This is a genomic window from Parabacteroides caeci, from assembly GCF_023656795.1.
GTDB lineage: Bacteria > Bacteroidota > Bacteroidia > Bacteroidales > Tannerellaceae > Parabacteroides > Parabacteroides segnis.
Window position 1 is genome coordinate 129,630 of sequence record NZ_JAMOKT010000011.1, and the last position, 20,125, is coordinate 149,754.

The following is a 20,125-nucleotide window of genomic DNA, read 5'->3' on the forward strand; positions in this document are numbered from 1 at the left end:
CAGATTGTCTAACTAATAAACAGAATTATAAAATGAAAAAATATATCATGTCTTTTTTAGCAGCCTTATTCACATTGACAGGCTGTTACGACCTGGACAGGGCTCCATACGACCAGTTGAGTTCCAGTACTTTCTGGCAGACGGAAGAGCAGTGTAAGCAAGGTCTTATGGGAGTTTACGCCTCCCTGAAAAACACCGACCTGTACGGTAAAATGTTTATGATAGACGTCAACTCCGATATTGCTGCCGGATATGACCAGTATGAAGCCCTTCAGCTGGGAACCTGTACCCCGCGTACCGGATTCCTGAACGGCAAATGGCAAAACGGATACAACGCTATTCAGCGTGCCAACCTGGCTATCCGCAGCATCGGTGAGGCTCCTATCGATGAAGTGCCTAAAAACCAGATGTTAGGTGAAGCCCGTTTTCTCCGTGCATTAATCTATTTCCACCTGTTGGACTATTTCGGAGGACTTCCCATATACGACGAAACGACCGACCTGGAAAAAGAGTTCAACAACCTGCTGAAACCCAGAAGTTCTGCAGAAGAGACACGTGCATTTATCCTTGCCGACCTGGAAAAGGCATTGGGCGCCGGGCTTCCCGACCAATGGAACGATGCAAACTACGGACGTGTTACATTGTCAGCAGCCCAGGCCCTGTTGGGTAAGGTTTACCTGTACGACAAACAATACGACAAAGCCATCGAAAACCTGGAAAAATCCCAGGCCGGACATGCATTACATGATGACTTCGCTGAGTTATTCACTCCGACGGGCCATACCAGTTCCGAAATGATTTTCTCCATCATCAACCTGGGAGGAACAGGAAACAGCTACGGTATGCCTTTATGCTTCTACGCCGGAACCCGTAACTCCTACGGCAGTTGCTGGAACAATACGGTACCTTCCACCAACCTGGTCGACATGTATGAATACAAGGACGGACGCCCGTTCGACTGGGACGAAGTATTCCCCGGCTTCAACTCCGACAACCAGGTTAAGGAACGTGTATTCAGATGCACGGTCAACAGCGACGGTTCGGAAGTACTGGATATCCCGGCTGAATCGGAAAAAGTAAAAGAGATGTACGAACAGCGTGACCCGCGTTTATCGGCCACCGTTATCGCTCCTTACACAACTTATCTGGGATGGAACCGTAACCAGGAACGTCTGATGACTTTCATCTTCGCGAAAAACGAAAAGGGTGATGTTGTTGCCGTAAACGAAAATAACGGTTTCATGCGAAACAATAAAGGCGGCTGGGAAACCTATTTCTGGAGAAAATTTGTACCGGAAGGCGACTGGAACGGACAAATTACCGACCGTGCCCATACACCTGTAAACTTCCCGATTCTTCGTCTGGCAGATGTTTATCTGATGTTGGCAGAATGTTATAATGAAACGGGCAACCAGTCAAAGGCTGTCGAATATATCAACAAGGTTCGTGCCCGTGCCGGAATCGCCCTGCTGAACAGTGGTCCTTCTTATCTGGCCGCCAATACAAAGGATGAAGTATTCCAGCGTATTTTCCGTGAGAGAGCATTCGAGTTGGCTGGCGAAGGTATCCGCGACAGTGACCTGCGTCGCTGGAAATTATCCCATACTTTATTGAACGGAGATGAATTCGGGATCACAGGAAAACGTATGCTAACCCGTGTATTCCGCGAAAACCGCGATTACCTGTGGCCAATACCCGCTACAGAAATCGAAATCAATCCGGATTTGACACAGAATCCGAACTGGTAATAACCCATCTATTTCAAAAAAAGAGGAGGTGTGTCAAAACATCCAAAATATGAAAATCACCCCTGCTACAGCTATGTGTGGCAGGGGTGATTTTGTTGAAAAGAGAGTTTTGGCACACCCTCCTCTTTTTCCTGACTTCGTCAATGCGCCACCCAAATCATTTCGGTTCATCGGCGAAGTCAAATAGTGAGCGTATCACCCGATGTTTATCAGTCAGGAATAGGGTCTTAGTATAAATTTCTTCATTTTCAGGCATCTTCACTCTGATGGTAGTAATAGTTTTGACGGCATCAAGTACCTTTCCTACGCTCAGGTCAATGTTCTTTTCTTTGATAATTCGCTCCAATTCCTTATATATTTTATAGGCGACAAAGCAAATGCAAACATGTGTGCTTCTATTCTTCGCGCAGGCTGAGATACACGTGCGATCACAAGATGTTGCAATATCTCGTCCGGTATGCGATTGAAGCCAATATTATCATAGATACAATCAAGCAGCAACTGAGTTCCGTTGATCAATACAGCATCCACATTGCCGACTACTCGTTTGGTCTCTTCGAGTTCTCGCTGACCTGCATAGCTGTTAATCCATCTTTAGGCGGCATCACACAAATTTTCCGTGTCTTCTATTGAGTCCGCGGTGCCAAAGCTCTTTATTTCCTCATACTTACCGGAGGATTTGCTTACTACAACGACACTGATAGTGCCAGAGCGGTTCTTTTTCTTGCGCACATACATGCCGCAAAATTACGTTTTTTAGCTTGCGCCACCTAAATCAAAAGATAACTCTTTGATAATCAATTCACGCCGTGGTGGCGCAGAAAAGTGATGAAGTCAGGAAAGAGTACGTCACACAAAATTACAGGGCGTGGGTGAGCGGATATAATGTCGCCCTGGATAGTATAGATGTTTTTCCGAAGACCGTCTATATAACAAAGAAAATACCTACCCGCCTTTGGGGATTGGGCTGTCTGTCGGTTATGGGGCAGGACGATCCGGACTGTCGCCATATGTCGAAGTGGGGGTGTATTACAGGATTTGGTAATTTGATTTGATATTAATACTAAAGTTAGCCGTCTTGCTTGTGAGAGTAGGGTGTTTTTTGTGTTTAATAACATAATATTTAGCTTTGTGGTATGTAGATAAAATAATAAATTTAAAGCATTTATTAACTCTTTGTAGTTCTATAATCCATTTGTTTAACTTATTAAATTATTATTATGAAAAATCTATTATTTGCATCAGTGGCTTTTATGTTGTTTTTTGCGTGTAGCAACGAAACAGTATTTGATGAAAAGGATGATTCTACCATAGATGTCGTTACAAAAAGCATTAACGATAACGGCCCCTTTAATTTACATGATTGGAGAATAGAGGTTGTTGGGGCTATTATGTATCATGGCTTTGATATGGGTCCATATTGGTCGGATTATGAGAGTAAAGGGAAAACTACATTCTTGACCGGACCTCTAACAATCGAAGAAACAATAGCACAATTTGGAGGATGTATAGGATATAATATTTTAGGTCTTACGGATATTTCAAACTGGCTATATTCTTATAATATGCGTTATAATATTATATCTTTTCCTGGTCCACCTGATGGTTCTAACACAGAATCTGATGGCTCTAAAAAGGAAGAAAAGACTGCGTGGGAGAAGCTTAAGGATAGGTATGAAGGAGCAGCATTTATAGAAGAGAACAATTGTCCTCCAGGATCTTCTTTTACTTATGCACAAGCTGCAGCTATTATGGCTCGAATGGATAAGCAAAAAGACGATGAGTTTCTGCCTTTTGTTTATATTAAAGCATATCCCTTCACCTCTAGTTCCAGTATTATATGCTGGAGTCTTTACGGGGCAGTAAACAACAAGACGACAGGACTTATTTATAGCAATCCTTATACTAGGATAGCTAGTGGCATTTTAGAAGCTTACAATAATCATATATACTCTGGGGTTACGTGTAGCGACCTTAATTAAGAAAGAGGCAGTCTCAAGATTTGAGCAAATTATGGGTTTAAAGGTGCAAATAAAATACCAAACAGAAGTTATTCGCCAATTGATATACCATTAATTCGTTATGCGGATGTAGTCCTTTCTTTAGCTGAATGTTTGAATGAACAGGGAAAAACAGATTTGGGGTGAACCTCAATATTCTTATACTTGGGGAGGTAACCATTTATACAACTGGGCTATTCCTCGGTCTGAAATTCAGATGAATGAAAACCTAAAACAAAATGAGGGTTGGATAGACTAATCCATTCTTATAAATTTCTATTTCATGAGGGTGTCAGATTACTTTGACACCCTCTTTCTATTATTCTATACAATCAACAAAGTGCGTGCTCGTATCGATTAGTATTCCCAACCCGGTGTAGGTGTCAAATTCGTATTAAGCTCTGTTTCACTCTTGGGGACAGGCCAAGTGTACCACTGGTCGCCAATCCAATCATAAACAGTACCTCCGGTACTCTCTGTTCCGCCCCATGCATGCTGGGCAACCTTTTCACTGAATTTTGTTTCTTTCAACGTACGCCAACGCATTTCATCAAAAAAGTTTATACCTTCGTTCACAAACTCACGACGACGTTCGTCACGCACATAGTTACGTGCAGTTGTCTGATCTGAGAAGCTAGAAGCCATAGTCGGTATACCGGCACGGTCACGGACCTCTTTCACCTTGGCCATAGCACCTGCCAAGTCATTCTTTTCAACAAGTGCTTCGGCCCACATCAACAATACATCTGCATAACGAATGATAGGTTCATCTACCGGATTCTGCTCACGACGCAGGTATTCCAACCCCTCACCGATAAATTTACGATGAATATATTTAAATTCAGCCTGTGCATTCATAAAACCGGAAGCATAATAATCGTTCGGTAACTCCGGATTGGCATTCGGTTCGGCATTTGCCTGATCTGCATAATATTTACCAGCAACAGGCCAACGGAACGTGTACCATGCTTCTGCAGTAGAGTTACTATTTACCCCCAGGTAATTGGCGTAAGGTGTCACTACATTATAAGCTAAACGCGGGTCACGATTTGCGTATGCAGTTTTCAAACGAGCCTCATTACCTTCCGGCAAATAAATAGCCTGGATTTCTTCGGGTAATTTATTAAGTTCAGTATCAACAGCCTTGGTGACCGTAGAATGGATTTCCTTTCCATTAACGAACTTATCACGAATGAAGAAAACTTTACGATATTTCGTATGCCCTTCTGCAGCTTCCATATCAGTCACTTTCTTCCAATCAGACAAATAATCTTCCCAGGCAAATTTTTTAACTGTCTGCCCATCCATCTCTTCATAAAGGTTTACCAACGCAGGAGTCACCTGCAAGTCCCCCCAACAGCCACGGCTATCTTTAGCTCCCTGGGTAAATGCCGCACAATACTTTTGTATTCCCGTACCATATCCCGTAGGATCTTCTATATACTGTACTGCCAAAATAATCTCTTCACAACGCTCGTTAGCAACCTTGAACAGTTGTTTGTAGTCTGGGAACAATTTGTAACCACACTCACCTACCTTAGCAAAGTCTGCTATTGCTTTATCATACTCCTTTGTCAACAGATATGCTTTACCACGCAAAGCATAAGCAGCCCCTTTACTTACTCGTCCTTCTCCTTGGATTTGATTGTCAGGTAAATTCGGCTCAGCTATAGCATCGCTTAAATCCTTAATAACTTGAGCCCATATCTCCTGTTCCGAACTTTGAGGCTTATCACATTCAGACGGGTTCACCGGTTCCGTATACAAAGGTACCCCTAATCCACCATTACCGAAAAGAATGTTCAAACGATCGTAAAAGAATGCACGAAGTACTTTACACTCAGCTATCAAACGAGCTTTTTTAGCTTCATTAATAGGAGCATTTTCAATACCAGCTATAGCGGCATTAGCCCGATGCACACCGTCATACATCCATTGCCATGTTTTTAAGAAAAACCCGTTACTGGGATTTACCGATTTAGTAAACAAGTTTTGCATGCCATACTCACCTTGTCCAGTCATACCAAACGCATCATACCCATAATAACCAATCATGGCATCAGCTCCAATAATTTGATTTCCATGGAAAGGTCTCTGCAAGGAGTAATACACACCAATAACGCCCTGGTCAACGCTTTCTTCGGTAGTCCACATAGTACCACTGGAAAGTTTATCGTTGGGTGCCGTATCCAAAATATCCGTACAAGATGTTGCGACTCCAAAAACAGCCGCCAATGTTAATAAATTAAATATCTTTTTCATCTTTATGTGCTTTTAATTAAAAGGTTACAGACAGACCTCCGGAGAACATACGTGCAATCGGATATGCGGCAAGCGAACCACCCAATTCAGGATCTACACCAGGGAATCTATCGGATTTGAAAGTCAACAAATTTTCACCGGATACAAATACTCTCAAATTATTGATCTTAGCCGGTGCTACCCATTTTTTAGGTAATGTATATCCGATTTGTAATGATTTCAGCTTAACAAATGAAGTATTATACAAATAGAATGTATTTGAAGGGGTAGTACCACCGGAAGTAAGCAGACGAGGATACTCGTTAGAGATTCGGGCATTCGGGTCAACTGCAGGATCGTAGGAAGAACCAATGACAACGCCCTGCTCATTTTTAATGATACCAGCATATGAAGCTTCCGAATCGTAGAAATAATATCTGTTCCAAGCATCGCCAGGCAAAGCATCACCAGTATTAGTAATCATAGATCCATTCGCTCCTTTTGAATTGATGTAATGATAACCGCCAAAGCGTCCGGACCACATCATATTCAAATCAAAACCACGCCAAGAAGCATTGATATTAAATCCTAAAGTAATCTTCGGGGTCGAACTCTTACCGGTAAATTCGCGGTCATCATCATTTCCATATTTACCATCACCATTCAAGTCAGCCATGATCAAGTCGCCATACCATAAATTGGAACCATCAGAATTGATCTGTTTCAAATTATTGTTGAAGGTATATCCAGCAGCCAACATAGAAGCAACCCAATCCAAATCAGCCTTTGTACGGATCATACCATCACGAGGTCCTCCCTGCGGATTAACACTGCCATCAGCTAATTTGTAAGAGCCGTCACCGGAATAAGGACGGCGCAAGAAAAATTCATCGATCATGTGTCCTTCTACACGACGAGTGTCACCTCCGGTAGAAACATCAGCCAAATTGGTGTAACGCCATGTAGGATTCCCCCAGATATCTTTAACATTTTCATCCAACTCATAGCTCAATTCACCTTTAAAATCGGTTACTTCATTCTTATTAAAGGCCAAATTGAGTCCTATGCCATAGCGGAAATCTTTAATCTGATCGTTCCAGCCCAAGTTCAGTTCAATACCGTGGTTAGACAAGCTGGCCGTGTTTGACATTGGAGCACTGATACTACCCATTGTTTTATACATAATGGAGTTGGTAAGAATATCCGAAGTCTTTCGCAAATAGAAGTCGGCTTCCAGGCTCAAGCGTTGATTAAGGAAAGAAGCGTCCAGACCGATGTTATAGGTGGTCACTTTTTCCCAGGAAAGAGCCAGGTTCTGGATAGAAGATTGTATCAAACCATTTTGCACTCTTTCGTCAAAAACATTGTTCACTTTCTTATACAAAGCTTGCCAGTCATAATTTCCCCCTACAGTATTACCCAGCGATCCATAAGAAGCGCGAAGTTTTAAATTACTAACCGCATTTTTGAACGGTTCGAAGAAAGGTTCTTCACTGATACGCCAAGCGGCAGACCCTGATGGGAAAAAGCTGTTACGATAGCCGGGTGCAAACTTGGAAGAGGCATCTGAACGGAAGCTGAATTCGAGCAGGTAACGGTTATCATAAGCGTAATTTACACGCCCGAAATAAGAAAGTATAGCATTTACCGACTTGGCATCACCTTCAATGGATTGCATTTCCGCACCGGATGTGATATCGGTGATACTCCAATCTATCAAACCTTTCTTTGTTGCTTTGAACCCTGTAGTTTCACCACGATACTGCTCATAACCGAACAAGCCGGCTACATCGTGTTTTCCGAATGTGTTGTTATAACGTAGCAGCAAGTCTGCCGTATAACTGGTCGATTCGTAAGAATAACGATAGGTGGTAGCCTGGTCCAGAACACCTAGTCCTTCTTTCGGTGTTTCAAAACTTTCGCGGAAACTATAACGAGGCAGGTTTTGAGAGTAATGTTCGTCCTGGCGGCTATACTGGCTCCAGTTGAATTTGGCTTCAGCCACCAAACCTTTCAAAGGCAACTCAACGTTGGCATACCATGTCGTATTGAGGCGCGTATATGTATTCTTTCCTCCATTGGCAGCCACCGATTGCAAAATATTATCCTTCTGGGTCACTTCCGGATGTTCGCTAGCCCCATATTTACCATCACAGATAGGAGTCTGCCCCGGCCATGCCTGAAGCAGGTAAGTCATGGACGTACTTCCCGGATCCTTAAACTCTTTGGTTCCATAGGTTTGTGTTCCAAAGGTAATGATATCTGCTATTTTTGTTTCTATATTGGCACGGATATTGAAACGCTCCATGCTCGTGTTGTCCAATGTTCCCGGATTATCTTGATAACCAAGTGAAAGCAGGTAGGTTGTATTTTTATTACCACCCGACACATTGACACCATATTTCTGGTAGAAAGCTGGTTCAAACAGGATCTGTGCCCAGTCTGTATTCGGGTATGCCAACCAGTTTGGTATCTGCTGTCCTGTTACAGGATTAGTATAGACCCCATTCGGGTTCAAATCTGCTTGACGCCATTCTTCAATACTATCAAGACTATAGTCAGGTGTATTGGCCGTCGGATTGGCATTCAACTTGGCGATATTGTGCAACTCCATGAAATCTGCCGTACTTGACATCAATTTGAAATCGGTAATCGGCTTTTCCTGTGCAAACATAGCATTGAAAGTCACTCTTGGGCTTTCGTCTTTTTTCCCTTTTTTGGTTGTTACCAAAATAACACCGTTGGCTGCACGTGAACCATAGATTGCCGCCGCACTGGCATCTTTCAAGATTGAGATGCTTTCAACGTCATCCGTATTCAGCGGAGCCATATCAGCAGCAACACCATCGACCAATACCAATGGACTACTATTGTTGAATGAACCTTGGCCACGCACCTGGATACCGATACTTTCGTCACCAGGGTTACCACTTCCTTGAGTAACGCGTACACCTGGAGCCGCGCCCACCAAAGCCTGTCCGAGGTTCATCACCGGGCGGTTGGCTATTTTTTCCGCACTAACGGATGCTACCGAACCTGTCAGGTTCACTTTCTTCTGCGTACCATAACCAACTACTACCACTTCTTCCAACGCTTGCGAGTCTTCTTTTAGGTTAATAGTAAATGACGTTTGGTTTCCTACAGGGATCTGTTGTTCCACGTACCCGATAAAAGAAACTACCAAAACAGCATTAGAAGATACCTCCAAATCAAAATTACCGTCCATATCGGTAATCGTTCCATTGGTTGTCCCTTTTTCAACTACGTTGGCACCCGCTATAGGTCCCAAAGCGTCTTCAATTGTTCCGGTTACTTTTTTCTTCGCTTGTTGAGGAGAAGCAACAAGCGCATCGGAAACGGGAATCTCTATTCCCGGATTGGCTGAAGCCAACCCCACAGATGTCAAAAGCATAGTTGCTCCTAAAAACATCCGTTTTGATAAATAAAAACGATTAAAATCCTTCGTCATAATAACACCAGATTTAGTTAATGAATAAATTGTGTTTGCGCACACCAAATCACTATTACTTGTTGTGCAAGAATTTTAGCCCGTTCGTTTCACATAAAAAGGAAATAGTCCTAGCTGGACTGTGTCCATTTATTCATTAACTAATTATTAGATTTTGGCTCATCACTAATTCTTTACAAATAAGAAAACAACTGAGAATAAAGCTCTTTCTCTTTTTGTTTTTCAATAGCAGAACAAAAGCAGTTCAGAAAAGTCGTTAGAATTCTATTACTTAATATTAATAGAAAAACAGTAATTGATATAACCGAATTTTGAAAAATGAATGTTCTATTTCTACCTGTCAGAACTTCAATAGTTAGTGCAAATTGACCATAATCTATGCACTATATTCATATACAGCCCATTACTATTGTGTTAATTTTTTATTTATGGACAATAGATGCACCTATATTAGACAAAAATGTATGTTAATATATCATACGATACGTTACTTTTGCGGCTGTTCTGCTTTGTTCCATAATAAGGACACAGTTCAGCTAGAACTACACTCTCCACAAAAAAAAGGATAAGGCATTAATCAATAACACCTTATCCCATAAACATTTCCTTATCAAAAGAACTTCTTACAATTCCTGTTTAAGGATTATTCTTTTAACAGAGTAACTATTCGGTAGAACAGATCGCGATAATTAGTTTATCCAACCATCATTCTGAACCAGATTGCTATTTCTTTCACATTCCGTGCTTGGAATAGCCCAGGTATAAAGATAATCTCCACCCCATGAGAACGGATTTACGACATTACCCCAGATTTCTTTGGAGCCATCACCGGTTTTACACCAGTCACCGATCGTTCTCCAACGTATTTCGTCATACAGGTTAACACCTTCCAAAGATAATTCCCAACGACGTTCGTTACGGATACGGGTACGCATATTGTCCTGACCACTTACATAAGTAGGTTTACCGGCATCTGTTGTCTGCAATAATGCAGCACCGGCTCTCTCACGTACAGAGTTTACCAAATCGACAGCTTCCTGCTTAAAGCCTTGTTCATTGATAGCTTCAGCCAGCATCAAGACTACGTCTGCATAACGGATCAACGGATAATCCCAGGGACAATATTCACGATTAGGAGTTTCAGACGATCCTTCCGCAACAAATTTGCGATACAGATAGTAGAACAAAGTCTGGCTATCCGTTCTCAGGTCATACGGTTCGACTTCATCCGAGTTGGTTGCCGGCCAACGCAAGGTATAAGTATATTCTTTTGAACCGATTGCCCCGTTATATTCAGCATACGGAGTAATGACAGTCGCTTCCAGACGAGGATCGCGATTTTCATAGGCTTTACGCAAACGGGCTTCATTTCCGGAAGGTAGATATTTGGACATATCAGCTCCATTTTTCACGGCCAGTTCAAAACCTGCACGCAGTTTTGATTTTATATCTTCCGAATAAGTATCCCACTCACCGACAGTATCGCGAAGGAAGAAAACCACACGTTCTTTAGGAGTCATCTCATTATATCCCGGTAGGAAGTCATTCCAGTTAAACGGCTTACCGTCTGCACATTCAAATGATTCCACCCAGTTTACACTCGGCAGATAACTATTCCAGCAAGAACCAAAAGAAACACGTGAACCTAACCAGAATTGTGTTTTGGAACCATAATCTTTGATACCAATATTCTGTTCCGAGAAAATCATCTCATCACATTGTTCATTATCTGTTTTGAAGAGTTGTTTGTAATCCCCCTGAAACAATGCAAAACCGACATCTCCGACTTTACGCAAAGCAGCTTCCGCTTTTGCATAATCTTTCATCCACATATATGTCTGTCCCAGCAAAGCATATGCCGCACCTTTCGTTGCACGACCATAATTGGCATCACCTTTCGCATACTTATTCGGCAAATTAGCACTATTGATGCAGTCGTTTAAGTCGGAGATAATAACTTCCCATACTTTGTCAGCCGTTTCACGTCCATTGGTACACTCGCTGTCTTCCACCGGTTCCAGATAAACAGGAACACCCTGGAATACACGGTTCAAACGGAAATAATAGTAAGCACGCAAGAATTTGGATTCAGCGATCAAACGATCTTTCTTTGCATCATCCAATGGAGCTTCCGGTAAATGGGCTATGGCATCATTTGCACGGTGAATTCCTTCATACAACTGTTTCCAGGTATCAGAGAACAAACTATTGCCGGCAGTAATTGTTCCATTCAACAAATCCTGAGGATCACGGGCCTGACCGGCAAATCCCATAGCATCTTGTGTAAACATTTCATGTGCAACCTTTGCCTCGCGCAATGTGGCATAGATACCATTCACACCCATATCACACATCGTTTCATTTCCCCACATGGCTCCGGAACCTACCTTATCGTATGGATTCGTATCCAACAAATCAGGTTTACAAGCTGTCATAACCGAAGCAACAGCTGTAACAACTAATATTTTATTTACTAATTTCATTGTCTTTTCTCTTTTTTAGAATGTAACACTAATACCCGCAGCAAACTGGCGTAAAGACGGATAGTTTGTAGTTGCCCCCATTTCAGGATCCTGACCGGGGAATGATGTTATGGTAAACAAGTTTTCACCAGACAGATATACACGAACCCTTTCTGCAGAAATTTTTTCTGTCAGAGTTACAGGCAATGTATAGCCGATTGTCAGATTCTTCAATTTCATATAAGTACCGTTGTACAAATAATAATTGCTGGTTTGACGGCTCTGTTTCGAGTTTTCTACCAAACGGGGAATATAACCATTCAGATTAGTTCTCGAATCAGTTGGATTTTCAGGATCGTAGAAGTAATGATCATTCGCAACCCGCTCAGATGTAGCAAAACCATTTCTGATTGCTACACTATTATACGGGTCTTCTTCCCAATACAGTTTGAAACCACCGTTACCAGCCCACAACATACTTAAATCGAAGTTTTTCCAACTGGCACTGATATTGATACCATAACCGAACTTAGGCATAGCTGAAGATCCCTGAAAATCATAATCATAAGAACTACCGTAAATACCGTCGCCATTCAAATCCGCATAAATCAAATCACCGTAATAGATATTATTCCGACCGACACTCTGGTTTGGCATAAATTTGTAACCGGCATCTATCATGGCATTCAACCATTTCATATCACCTTCCGTACGGATCATACCATCTTTCGGACCACCATTTATATTTACGGAACCATCGCTGTTAAAATGGGTTCCATTACCGGAATAAGTATTCAATGTATAATATTCTTTGATCGGATGTCCTTCTACGATACGTCCCTTATCTTTATCCACAGATACATCACCGATATTCGATTGCCATACTTTCTTACCGTCTTTCTCTACCCAACCGGCTTCATACTTACCCAGGTATTTTGTTACCTCATTATGATTGTAAGAGAAATTGGTAGAAACAGCATAATTGAAATCACCTACATGGTCTTTCCAGCCTACAGTCAATTCAAAACCGCGGTTCGTAACCTCGGCCGTATTCATGGTCGGAGGAGTCTTAATACCCATTGTCAAGTGAAGGTTCGGAGTTGTCAGGATACCATCCGTTACCTTATTATATACGTCCAACTCAGCTGTCAAACGATTATTGAGAAAACCGGCATCCACACCAAAGTTCGTAACAGTCGTGCTTTCCCATTCCAGACGCGAGTTACCGATCCTGTTCTGTGCCAAAGCAGCAGCCTGAGCCCCTCCAAAAGAATAATTATAAGTCTTATAAGTAGCCTGATAACCGTAATAGTCTTGGTAACCATCCTTATCTGTAATGCGGTTGTTACCTATTTGTCCCCAGGAAGCACGGATTTTCAGGTTAGATAACCAGCCGATATTCTTCATAAATTCCTCTTCAGACAGACGCCAAGCAGCAGAGAATGACGGGAAGATACCCCAACGCGAATCTGAATTGAAACGGGAAGAACCGTCATAACGAAAGTTAGCCTCAAACAGATATTTAGACAGATAAGCATAATTCAAACGGCCGAATACAGAACGAAGTGCTTCGTCTTTCGCCGTACCGGTACTGGTCTGCATTTCTGTGGCTGCATCGGGAACACTGATACTCGGGTCTATCAAACCTTTTTTCTGTTGCTTATGCTCGTATTGTTTATAGAAATATTCGTTGTAACCAACCATTACATTCAAATCGTGACCACCTTTGAAGCTCTTGTCATAACGCAGGATATTTTCAAGCGTATATGTTTCTTCTGCATATGACTTCCAGGTTGTCGTCATCTGGTCCGGAGTCGTTGCTGTAGAAGCAATCTCACCATTACTGAAGGTATAGCGGGCCAACGGAACTGTATGTGAGTTATATTCGTCAAAACGACGTCCGTAATTAAAGTTGAAATCCCAGCTCAGACCTTCCATAAACTTGATCTTACTATACATCGTTGTATTAAAACGGGAAGAACGGTTCTGTCCGTCGGTCTGTTTCAGATATGCCCAAATATTATTAGCGGTAGAACTTTCTTCGGCTGCTTCCTTATATCCCATTTTTCCATCATACATGCCAATCAAACCCGGGGTAGTCTGGCGGATAAAGTTCAACATACCGGTATCAGCGTAATTACCCTGATCCTTATCGTTCATAATAGCATATGTACGGGTTCCCAAGGTCAACCATTTGTTTACATTCGCTTCTACGTTGGCACGCAATGTGTAACGTTTCAAACCGGTGTTTTCCACCAAACCTGGGTTATCCATATAACCGGCAGACAGTAAAAATGTAACCTTTTCACTTCCTCCGTTCACGGACACGACATGGTCCTGAACCAGATTATTTTTATACATTTCTTTGTTCCAGTCCGTATTCGGATAAGCCAGCCAGTTAGGGACACCGTTTGCATTTACGCCATTCGGATCTGCATTGGCAGCTTCCCAGGCTTCGATTGTTGCTGCTGAAAATACATCATTGTAACCCTCATTGAATTTGGCTTCATTGATCAAACGCATATGCGTAGGATAATCCGTTACAAAATCGAGCAGGTTAGATGGCTGAGCCATAGAGAAAGTACCCGAATAAGTTACACGGATCTTTTCACGGTTACCTTTTTTCGTTGTGATCAAAATTACACCATTGGCAGCACGTGAACCGTAAATAGCAGCCGATGCAGCATCTTTCAATACGGAAATCGTCTCAATATCCTGCGGATTGACAGCGTCCATCGAGGCTTCCATTCCATCGACCAAAACCAACGGACTGGCATTGTTCAATGTACCTGTACCACGAACACGGATCGTAGCACCGTCGTCGGTCGGATTACCTTTGCTTTGCATAACCTGCAAACCGGCAGACAGACCTCCCAGGGCTGATGATACGTTTGTAATAGGACGGCTAGCTGCTTGTTCTGTAAAATCTACGGAAGAAACTGAACCTGTTAAATTCACTTTCTTCTGCGTACCGTAACCAACAACCACTACCTCATCCAATGCCTGGGAGTCTTCCTTCATCTGGATTTTGAAGGATGTTTGGTTACCTACTGTGATTTGCTGTTCCGTATAACCAATAAAAGAAACAACCAGAACTGCATTAGGAGAAACATTCAACGTAAATTTACCATCCATGTCAGTAATGGTTCCGTTCGTGGTTCCCTTCTCAACTACATTTGCTCCGGCAACCGGACCAAATTGATCTTCTACTACTCCACTCACCGTTTTCTGTGCTTGCTGTGGAGAAGCCATGAAAACATCTGATTCTGGAACATTCATTCCCAGAGCTGTCGGACTGGCCGAAGCAACTCCCACAGATGCAAGGAACATCGTAGCTCCTATAAACATCTGTCTTGAAAAATAATAACGATTAAAATCCTTCGTCATAATAACACCAGATTTAGTTAATAAATTGATTTTGTTTGCGCACACTAAATCTTGTCGACTTAAATGTGCAGTAATTTTAGTTTTGTTCGTTTCTACCAAATGAAATAGTCCTGTGTGGACTATGGACTACTATTTTTCAAGAATCGTTGTTTTTTTAGAGTCAAATATTAGTTTTCACAACGTAGATAGTAGTTTTGACAGATTCTATTTTTCAATTGGAGAGCAGTGATTATCATAGGAGAATGACAGGAGAAATTTTCAGCATAGTATTAACGATGATAATCACCAATAGAATAATTACAATCTTTTTTTATCTTGTATTTCTACCCTTTTTAATTCGGCTGAATATAGAGATATCTTACTAACTGAAACAATCGGTAAAAATATACTTGGCTTATATACAACTTATTATATATCTGTTAATTTTTCAGCTATGGACAATTTATACATATCTATTAGACAAAAATGTATGTTTATATTTTATACAATCTGCTACTTTTGTCCCGTTCTGTTTAGTTAAATATGAAAGACATAGTCCACACAGAACTATATTCACAAAAATAAAAAGGGATAAGGCATTAATCACTAACCCATTATCCCATAAAGACTTTCCTACTAAATAGCTCCCAATAACCTTTATTAAATTACCATTCTTTTTGCAAGAACTACAATTCAGTAGAAAAAAACATCGTATTCTGACTTGTCTACAATAAATAACCCATTAATTAAGTTTCATCTCTGAACTCCGCTGATATGGCAAATACACTTTTATCAAGTAATAAATGTATCCAAACAACACTTTTATCAAGCAATAAATGTAACAATACAACATTTTTATCAATATTTAGGTATAAAACATTGGTATATTCTCTTTAAATATATACTTTCGTCTATTCGTAATAATCCTAAATATGGAAAGAGATAAAATAAATGAGTTAATAGCCTGGAAAAACAATCCTGCCAGAAAGCCTTTAATAGTAAGAGGTGCCAGGCAAGTAGGGAAAACCTGGTTGTTAAAAGAATTCGGAAATCGATATTATGACAAATTAATCTATATCAATTTTGAAGAAGCAACTCAATTGCAGGCTCTTTTTCAAAACGATTTTGATATAGAAAGAATTATACGAACATTGCAAATATATAGCCAAACTCAAATCATCCCCGAAAATACATTAATCATCTTTGATGAAATTCAGAGTATAGAAAGAGGACTAACAGCTTTAAAATATTTTTGTGAAAACGCTCCTCAATATCAAATAATCGCAGCAGGTTCATTATTAGGTATGGGACTGCACTCCAATCACTCTTTCCCTGTCGGCAAAGTAAATTTCATGGATTTGAGACCTCTGTCCTTTTTTGAATTTCTGAAAGCTAACGGAGAATCTCTTTTAATTGAATCCATCTTAAAATCAGAATGGGATACTGTCACTATATTCCATGAAAAGCTAATAGAATACCTACGTATCTATTTATATGTAGGAGGAATGCCGGAAGTCGTCAATACCTATATACAGACTAAAGACATATCATCTGTACGAAAAGTGCAACGGGATATTCTAAACTCATACGAAGCAGACTTTTCGAAACATGCTCCGTATGAGATTATTCCTAGAATTCAAATGGTTTGGCAAAGTATCCCCTCGCAATTAAGTAAAGAAAATAAGAAATTCATTTACGGAATGATACGAGAGGGAGCCAGGGCTAAAGATTTTGAATTAGCTATCCAATGGCTTGTGGATTATGGATTACTTTTAAAAACACATCGCGTCAGCAAACCGGATATGCCTCTAATTGCCTATCAGGATCTAGCCGTATTCAAACTCTTTTTATTAGATGTAGGCTTACTTTCAGCGATGTCACAATTAGATATCCGCACAGTCATCGAAGGAAACAGGATATTTACAGAATTCAAAGGAGCACAAACAGAACAATATGTAATGCAAGAACTACGTGTTGCAGAAGACATTTATATCGGTTACTGGACAAATGAGCGCAGTACAGCAGAAGTAGACTTCATCGTTCAACAGCAAGGATTAATCTTTCCTATTGAAGTAAAAGCAGAAACAAATATTAAAGCAAAGAGTTTTCGACTTTTCTGCGAAAAATATCAACCTTCAAAAGCTTATAGAACATCACTCAAAACATTTCACACCGAATCATGGATGGAGAATTTGCCATTATATGCAATTGGTACTGTCAGGAAATAATACAAAAAGGGATAAGGCATTAATCACTAACACCTTATCCCATAAAGAATTTTCTACTAAATAATTCCCAATAACCTTTATTAAATTACCATTCTTTTTGCAAGAACTACAATTCAGTAGAAAAAAACCATCTATTATGTTTACTTACAAGTCCAGTTTACTGTATCAGTTATATTGTTTTTCTTCTGTATGCCACGCACTTCAATTGTATTTTCCCCGTCTTTCAGGTTTACACCATTCCAAACAAAGGTGGCATAATTATCCGCTCCCTGTACACCTATACTTTTTCCGTTTACGAACAATTCAACCTGGGGAAGATTAGAAAATACCATTATATCGGTCACTTTCGTATCACGGTCGCGATGGCGGCGGTTAGCGATATAAACAAATTTGTCATCCTTATTCCAATTCGCCTTATAATAATAGAAAGCATCCTTCTTCACTTTACGGTCGAAAGTAACCAGACCTTTATCATTGATTCCCGGACGATCGCCTTCCGTACGGTGAGCGGCACCAAAGTCAAACAGGTTCCAGATAAATGATCCCCACACAAACGGACGTTCTGCAATAGCCTCCCAGTTACCCATATGATAGAAAGTCTGGAAGTTTTCCGGATGCCACCAGCCTGAAGCAACACCTGGTTTAATAGAGTCCTGCTGATGATAGATACTTGCCCCGGCACCATATTCACTGATACCGATTTTATAATCCGGATGCGCCTTATGATTGGCGTCCAGCCATTTTCCCATATCCGAAGGAGAACCGCCATACCAGCCGAAATACTGGTTCCAGGCAATCACATCGGTTATTTTACTGATATCGCTATCGTACGACAGGAAGCTGGCAGCCGTTGTCGGACGCGTCGGATCTTCCTTATGAGCCAGTTCATTCAACTCCTTGATATATTCAATCGGATTATCACCATGTGTTTTCAGTTCGTTGAACAATCCCCAAAAACAAATGGACGGGTGATTGTAGTGCTGACGAATCAGTTCTTTCAACTGTTCTTTACCATTTTCGCGGAAAGAAGGCAGGTCGTTGAATCCCCTGTCCTGATAACCACCCGGACCAATGAAAGGAATTTCCGCCCAGGCAACGATACCATATCTATCCATCAGATCATAAAAATAAGTAGCCTGCGGATAATGAGCCAAACGGATCGCATTCGTTCCCATCTCGGCAATAATGGCAGCATCTTCTTCATGGTGCTCTTTATACAATGCATTTCCACGTTCGGCACGGTCCTGATGGCGGCACACACCATGCAGTTTCAGATGTTCCCCGTTCAGGAAGAAACCTTTTTCTGCATCCACATGATAAAAGCGCAAGCCCAGCGGCTGAGTTATCTTATCTATTTCCTGTCCGTCAGCCAGCAATGTCACTTCCGTACGATACATAAACGGATCTTTCCGCCCATTCCACAAATGAGGATTTTTAATGGAAAATTCCAGTCCTGCGGTATGTATCTGATTTGCATCCACAGTCAGATTTATATCCTGCTGCTGCACAATCTTGTTTCCATCCCAGATTTTCACATTCACCTGTACCGGTTTTGCCGTGGACGAACTATTTGAAACCAACACTTTAGCTTTCACATCCGCCTGTTCTTTCGTCACATTATTTTGTATCAGATAAACTCCGGGAGAAGCATAATCGGTCAGTGAAATATTCACCGGATCGGTAATGATCAGGTTTACATCACGATAAATACCGCCATAGAAATTGAAATCACCGACCAACGGCATTATATCCAGTTGCAAGGCATTATTCACCTTTACCAATATTTTATTCTCGGCACCATACTGCACCTTATCTGTTATTTCAAAAACAAACGCACCGTAGCCACCCCGATGTTCACCCAGGCAAACTGAATTAACAAAAACCGTCGCGATTGTATTAACGCCTTCAAAACGCAGGAATAAACGCTTTCCTTTCCACTCGGGTTTCACGAAAAGTGTTTTTTCATAGTTACCCATTCCACGATAATAATCCTGTTTACCGGATAAGGCGTCACCGCTATTCCATGTATGAGGCAGATTGACTCTTTGTTCACTCTTCTTCTGCACCTGATGCGAGAAACGGAACATCCAGTCGTTATTCAAAAGTATCTCCTTACGGGATGCATAAGTAAATGTGCTGCAAAGTACCAGCAACAAACCAATAATAATGTGTTTCATGTTCTTTATTTCTGATTCCGGTAACAAAGATAAAACGATCCTTTCAATAGGAAAGACACTTTTTGTCTAAGAAAAGGTACTTTTTTGTCCAAATATACCTTTTTATGAATAGCGGACAGTAAAAAATTCATTAGCTTTACATCGAATCTTCATACCGTTCTTCATTACTCATCTATAGTATGTTAGAAGATTTTTCACCCTATCTATTTAGCGGCCGATAATTGTAAGCCGCTTGGTCGATAATTATGAGCCAATCGGCCGATAATTATGAACCGTTCGGTTGATGGTTATCAACCATTGGTTAGTTGCCGTTGTCCTGTCCTGAAATAAGTTGACAAAATACCAAAGTAAACTTATGTCAGAATCGAAACATGTAGGTTGTATCCGTTACAGCCATGAATTAAAATTAGAGATAACTAAACGTTACTTGTCCG

10 protein-coding genes and 2 pseudogenes are annotated in these 20,125 nt (G+C 41.1%); 5 read left to right on the plus strand and 7 right to left on the minus strand.

Translation table 11 applies throughout. The features are described from left to right. The first annotated feature begins 32 nt into the window (after positions 1–32). Positions 33–1,748: a RagB/SusD family nutrient uptake outer membrane protein gene (locus NBH15_RS08065; RefSeq protein WP_250822414.1), complete on the plus strand. Its 1,716-nt coding sequence runs from the start codon at positions 33–35 to the stop codon at positions 1,746–1,748. Positions 1,749–1,905: 157 nt separating this feature from the next. Here NBH15_RS08065 and NBH15_RS08070 read toward each other — a convergent pair whose 3' ends face one another. Both NBH15_RS08070 and NBH15_RS29510 read right to left on the minus strand, forming a co-directional pair. Further along, positions 1,906–2,094 (minus strand): hypothetical protein, encoded by a 189-nt coding sequence (locus NBH15_RS08070; protein ID WP_250822415.1) that lies wholly within the window; start codon positions 2,092–2,094, stop codon positions 1,906–1,908. 50 nt (positions 2,095–2,144) lie between these two features. Next, a pseudogene (locus tag NBH15_RS29510) lies at positions 2,145–2,486 on the minus strand (IS1634 family transposase); the annotation flags it as partial. Positions 2,487–2,584: 98 nt separating this feature from the next. Between NBH15_RS29510 and NBH15_RS08080 the strand changes: the two are divergent. The 3 genes and pseudogenes from NBH15_RS08080 to NBH15_RS08090 form a co-directional block, all read left to right on the plus strand. Further along, positions 2,585–2,793: pseudogene (locus NBH15_RS08080) on the plus strand (DUF6808 domain-containing protein); the annotation flags it as partial. Positions 2,794–2,968: 175 nt separating this feature from the next. Continuing rightward, positions 2,969–3,730 carry a hypothetical protein gene (locus tag NBH15_RS08085; protein WP_186959758.1) on the plus strand — a complete coding sequence of 254 codons (762 nt, stop codon included), beginning with the start codon at positions 2,969–2,971 and terminating at the stop codon, positions 3,728–3,730. A gap of 93 nt (positions 3,731–3,823) precedes the next feature. Then, positions 3,824–3,895: a RagB/SusD family nutrient uptake outer membrane protein gene (locus tag NBH15_RS08090; RefSeq protein WP_250822425.1), complete on the plus strand. Its 72-nt coding sequence runs from the start codon at positions 3,824–3,826 to the stop codon at positions 3,893–3,895. A 210-nt stretch (positions 3,896–4,105) separates the two neighbouring features. On the opposite strand, the gene NBH15_RS08095 is transcribed toward NBH15_RS08090, so the two are convergent. The 4 genes from NBH15_RS08095 to NBH15_RS08110 form a co-directional block, all read right to left on the minus strand. After that, positions 4,106–6,010, minus strand: coding sequence for a RagB/SusD family nutrient uptake outer membrane protein (locus tag NBH15_RS08095; protein WP_250822418.1), 1,905 nt, complete (start codon positions 6,008–6,010; stop codon positions 4,106–4,108). A gap of 16 nt (positions 6,011–6,026) precedes the next feature. Next, the gene (locus tag NBH15_RS08100; RefSeq protein ID WP_250822419.1) at positions 6,027–9,458 is read right to left on the minus strand and encodes a SusC/RagA family TonB-linked outer membrane protein; all 3,432 of its coding nucleotides are present in this window, start codon (positions 9,456–9,458) and stop codon (positions 6,027–6,029) included. A 689-nt stretch (positions 9,459–10,147) separates the two neighbouring features. After that, entirely contained in the window at positions 10,148–11,941 is a 1,794-nt protein-coding gene (locus NBH15_RS08105; protein WP_250822420.1) for a RagB/SusD family nutrient uptake outer membrane protein, read from the minus strand. A 15-nt stretch (positions 11,942–11,956) separates the two neighbouring features. After that, complete coding sequence (locus NBH15_RS08110; protein ID WP_186959762.1) at positions 11,957–15,307, minus strand: SusC/RagA family TonB-linked outer membrane protein; 3,351 nt, start codon at positions 15,305–15,307, stop codon at positions 11,957–11,959. 911 nt (positions 15,308–16,218) lie between these two features. Between NBH15_RS08110 and NBH15_RS08115 the strand changes: the two genes are divergently transcribed. Then, positions 16,219–17,514, plus strand: a complete 1,296-nt coding sequence (locus NBH15_RS08115) for an ATP-binding protein (protein ID WP_250822421.1) — start codon at positions 16,219–16,221, stop codon at positions 17,512–17,514. 140 nt (positions 17,515–17,654) lie between these two features. Here the strand turns inward: NBH15_RS08115 and lacZ4 are convergent, their stop codons facing one another. Then, the gene (gene lacZ4 / locus NBH15_RS08120) at positions 17,655–19,691 is read right to left on the minus strand and encodes a beta-glucuronidase LacZ4 (RefSeq protein WP_250822422.1); all 2,037 of its coding nucleotides are present in this window, start codon (positions 19,689–19,691) and stop codon (positions 17,655–17,657) included. Positions 19,692–20,125 lie beyond the last annotated feature (434 nt).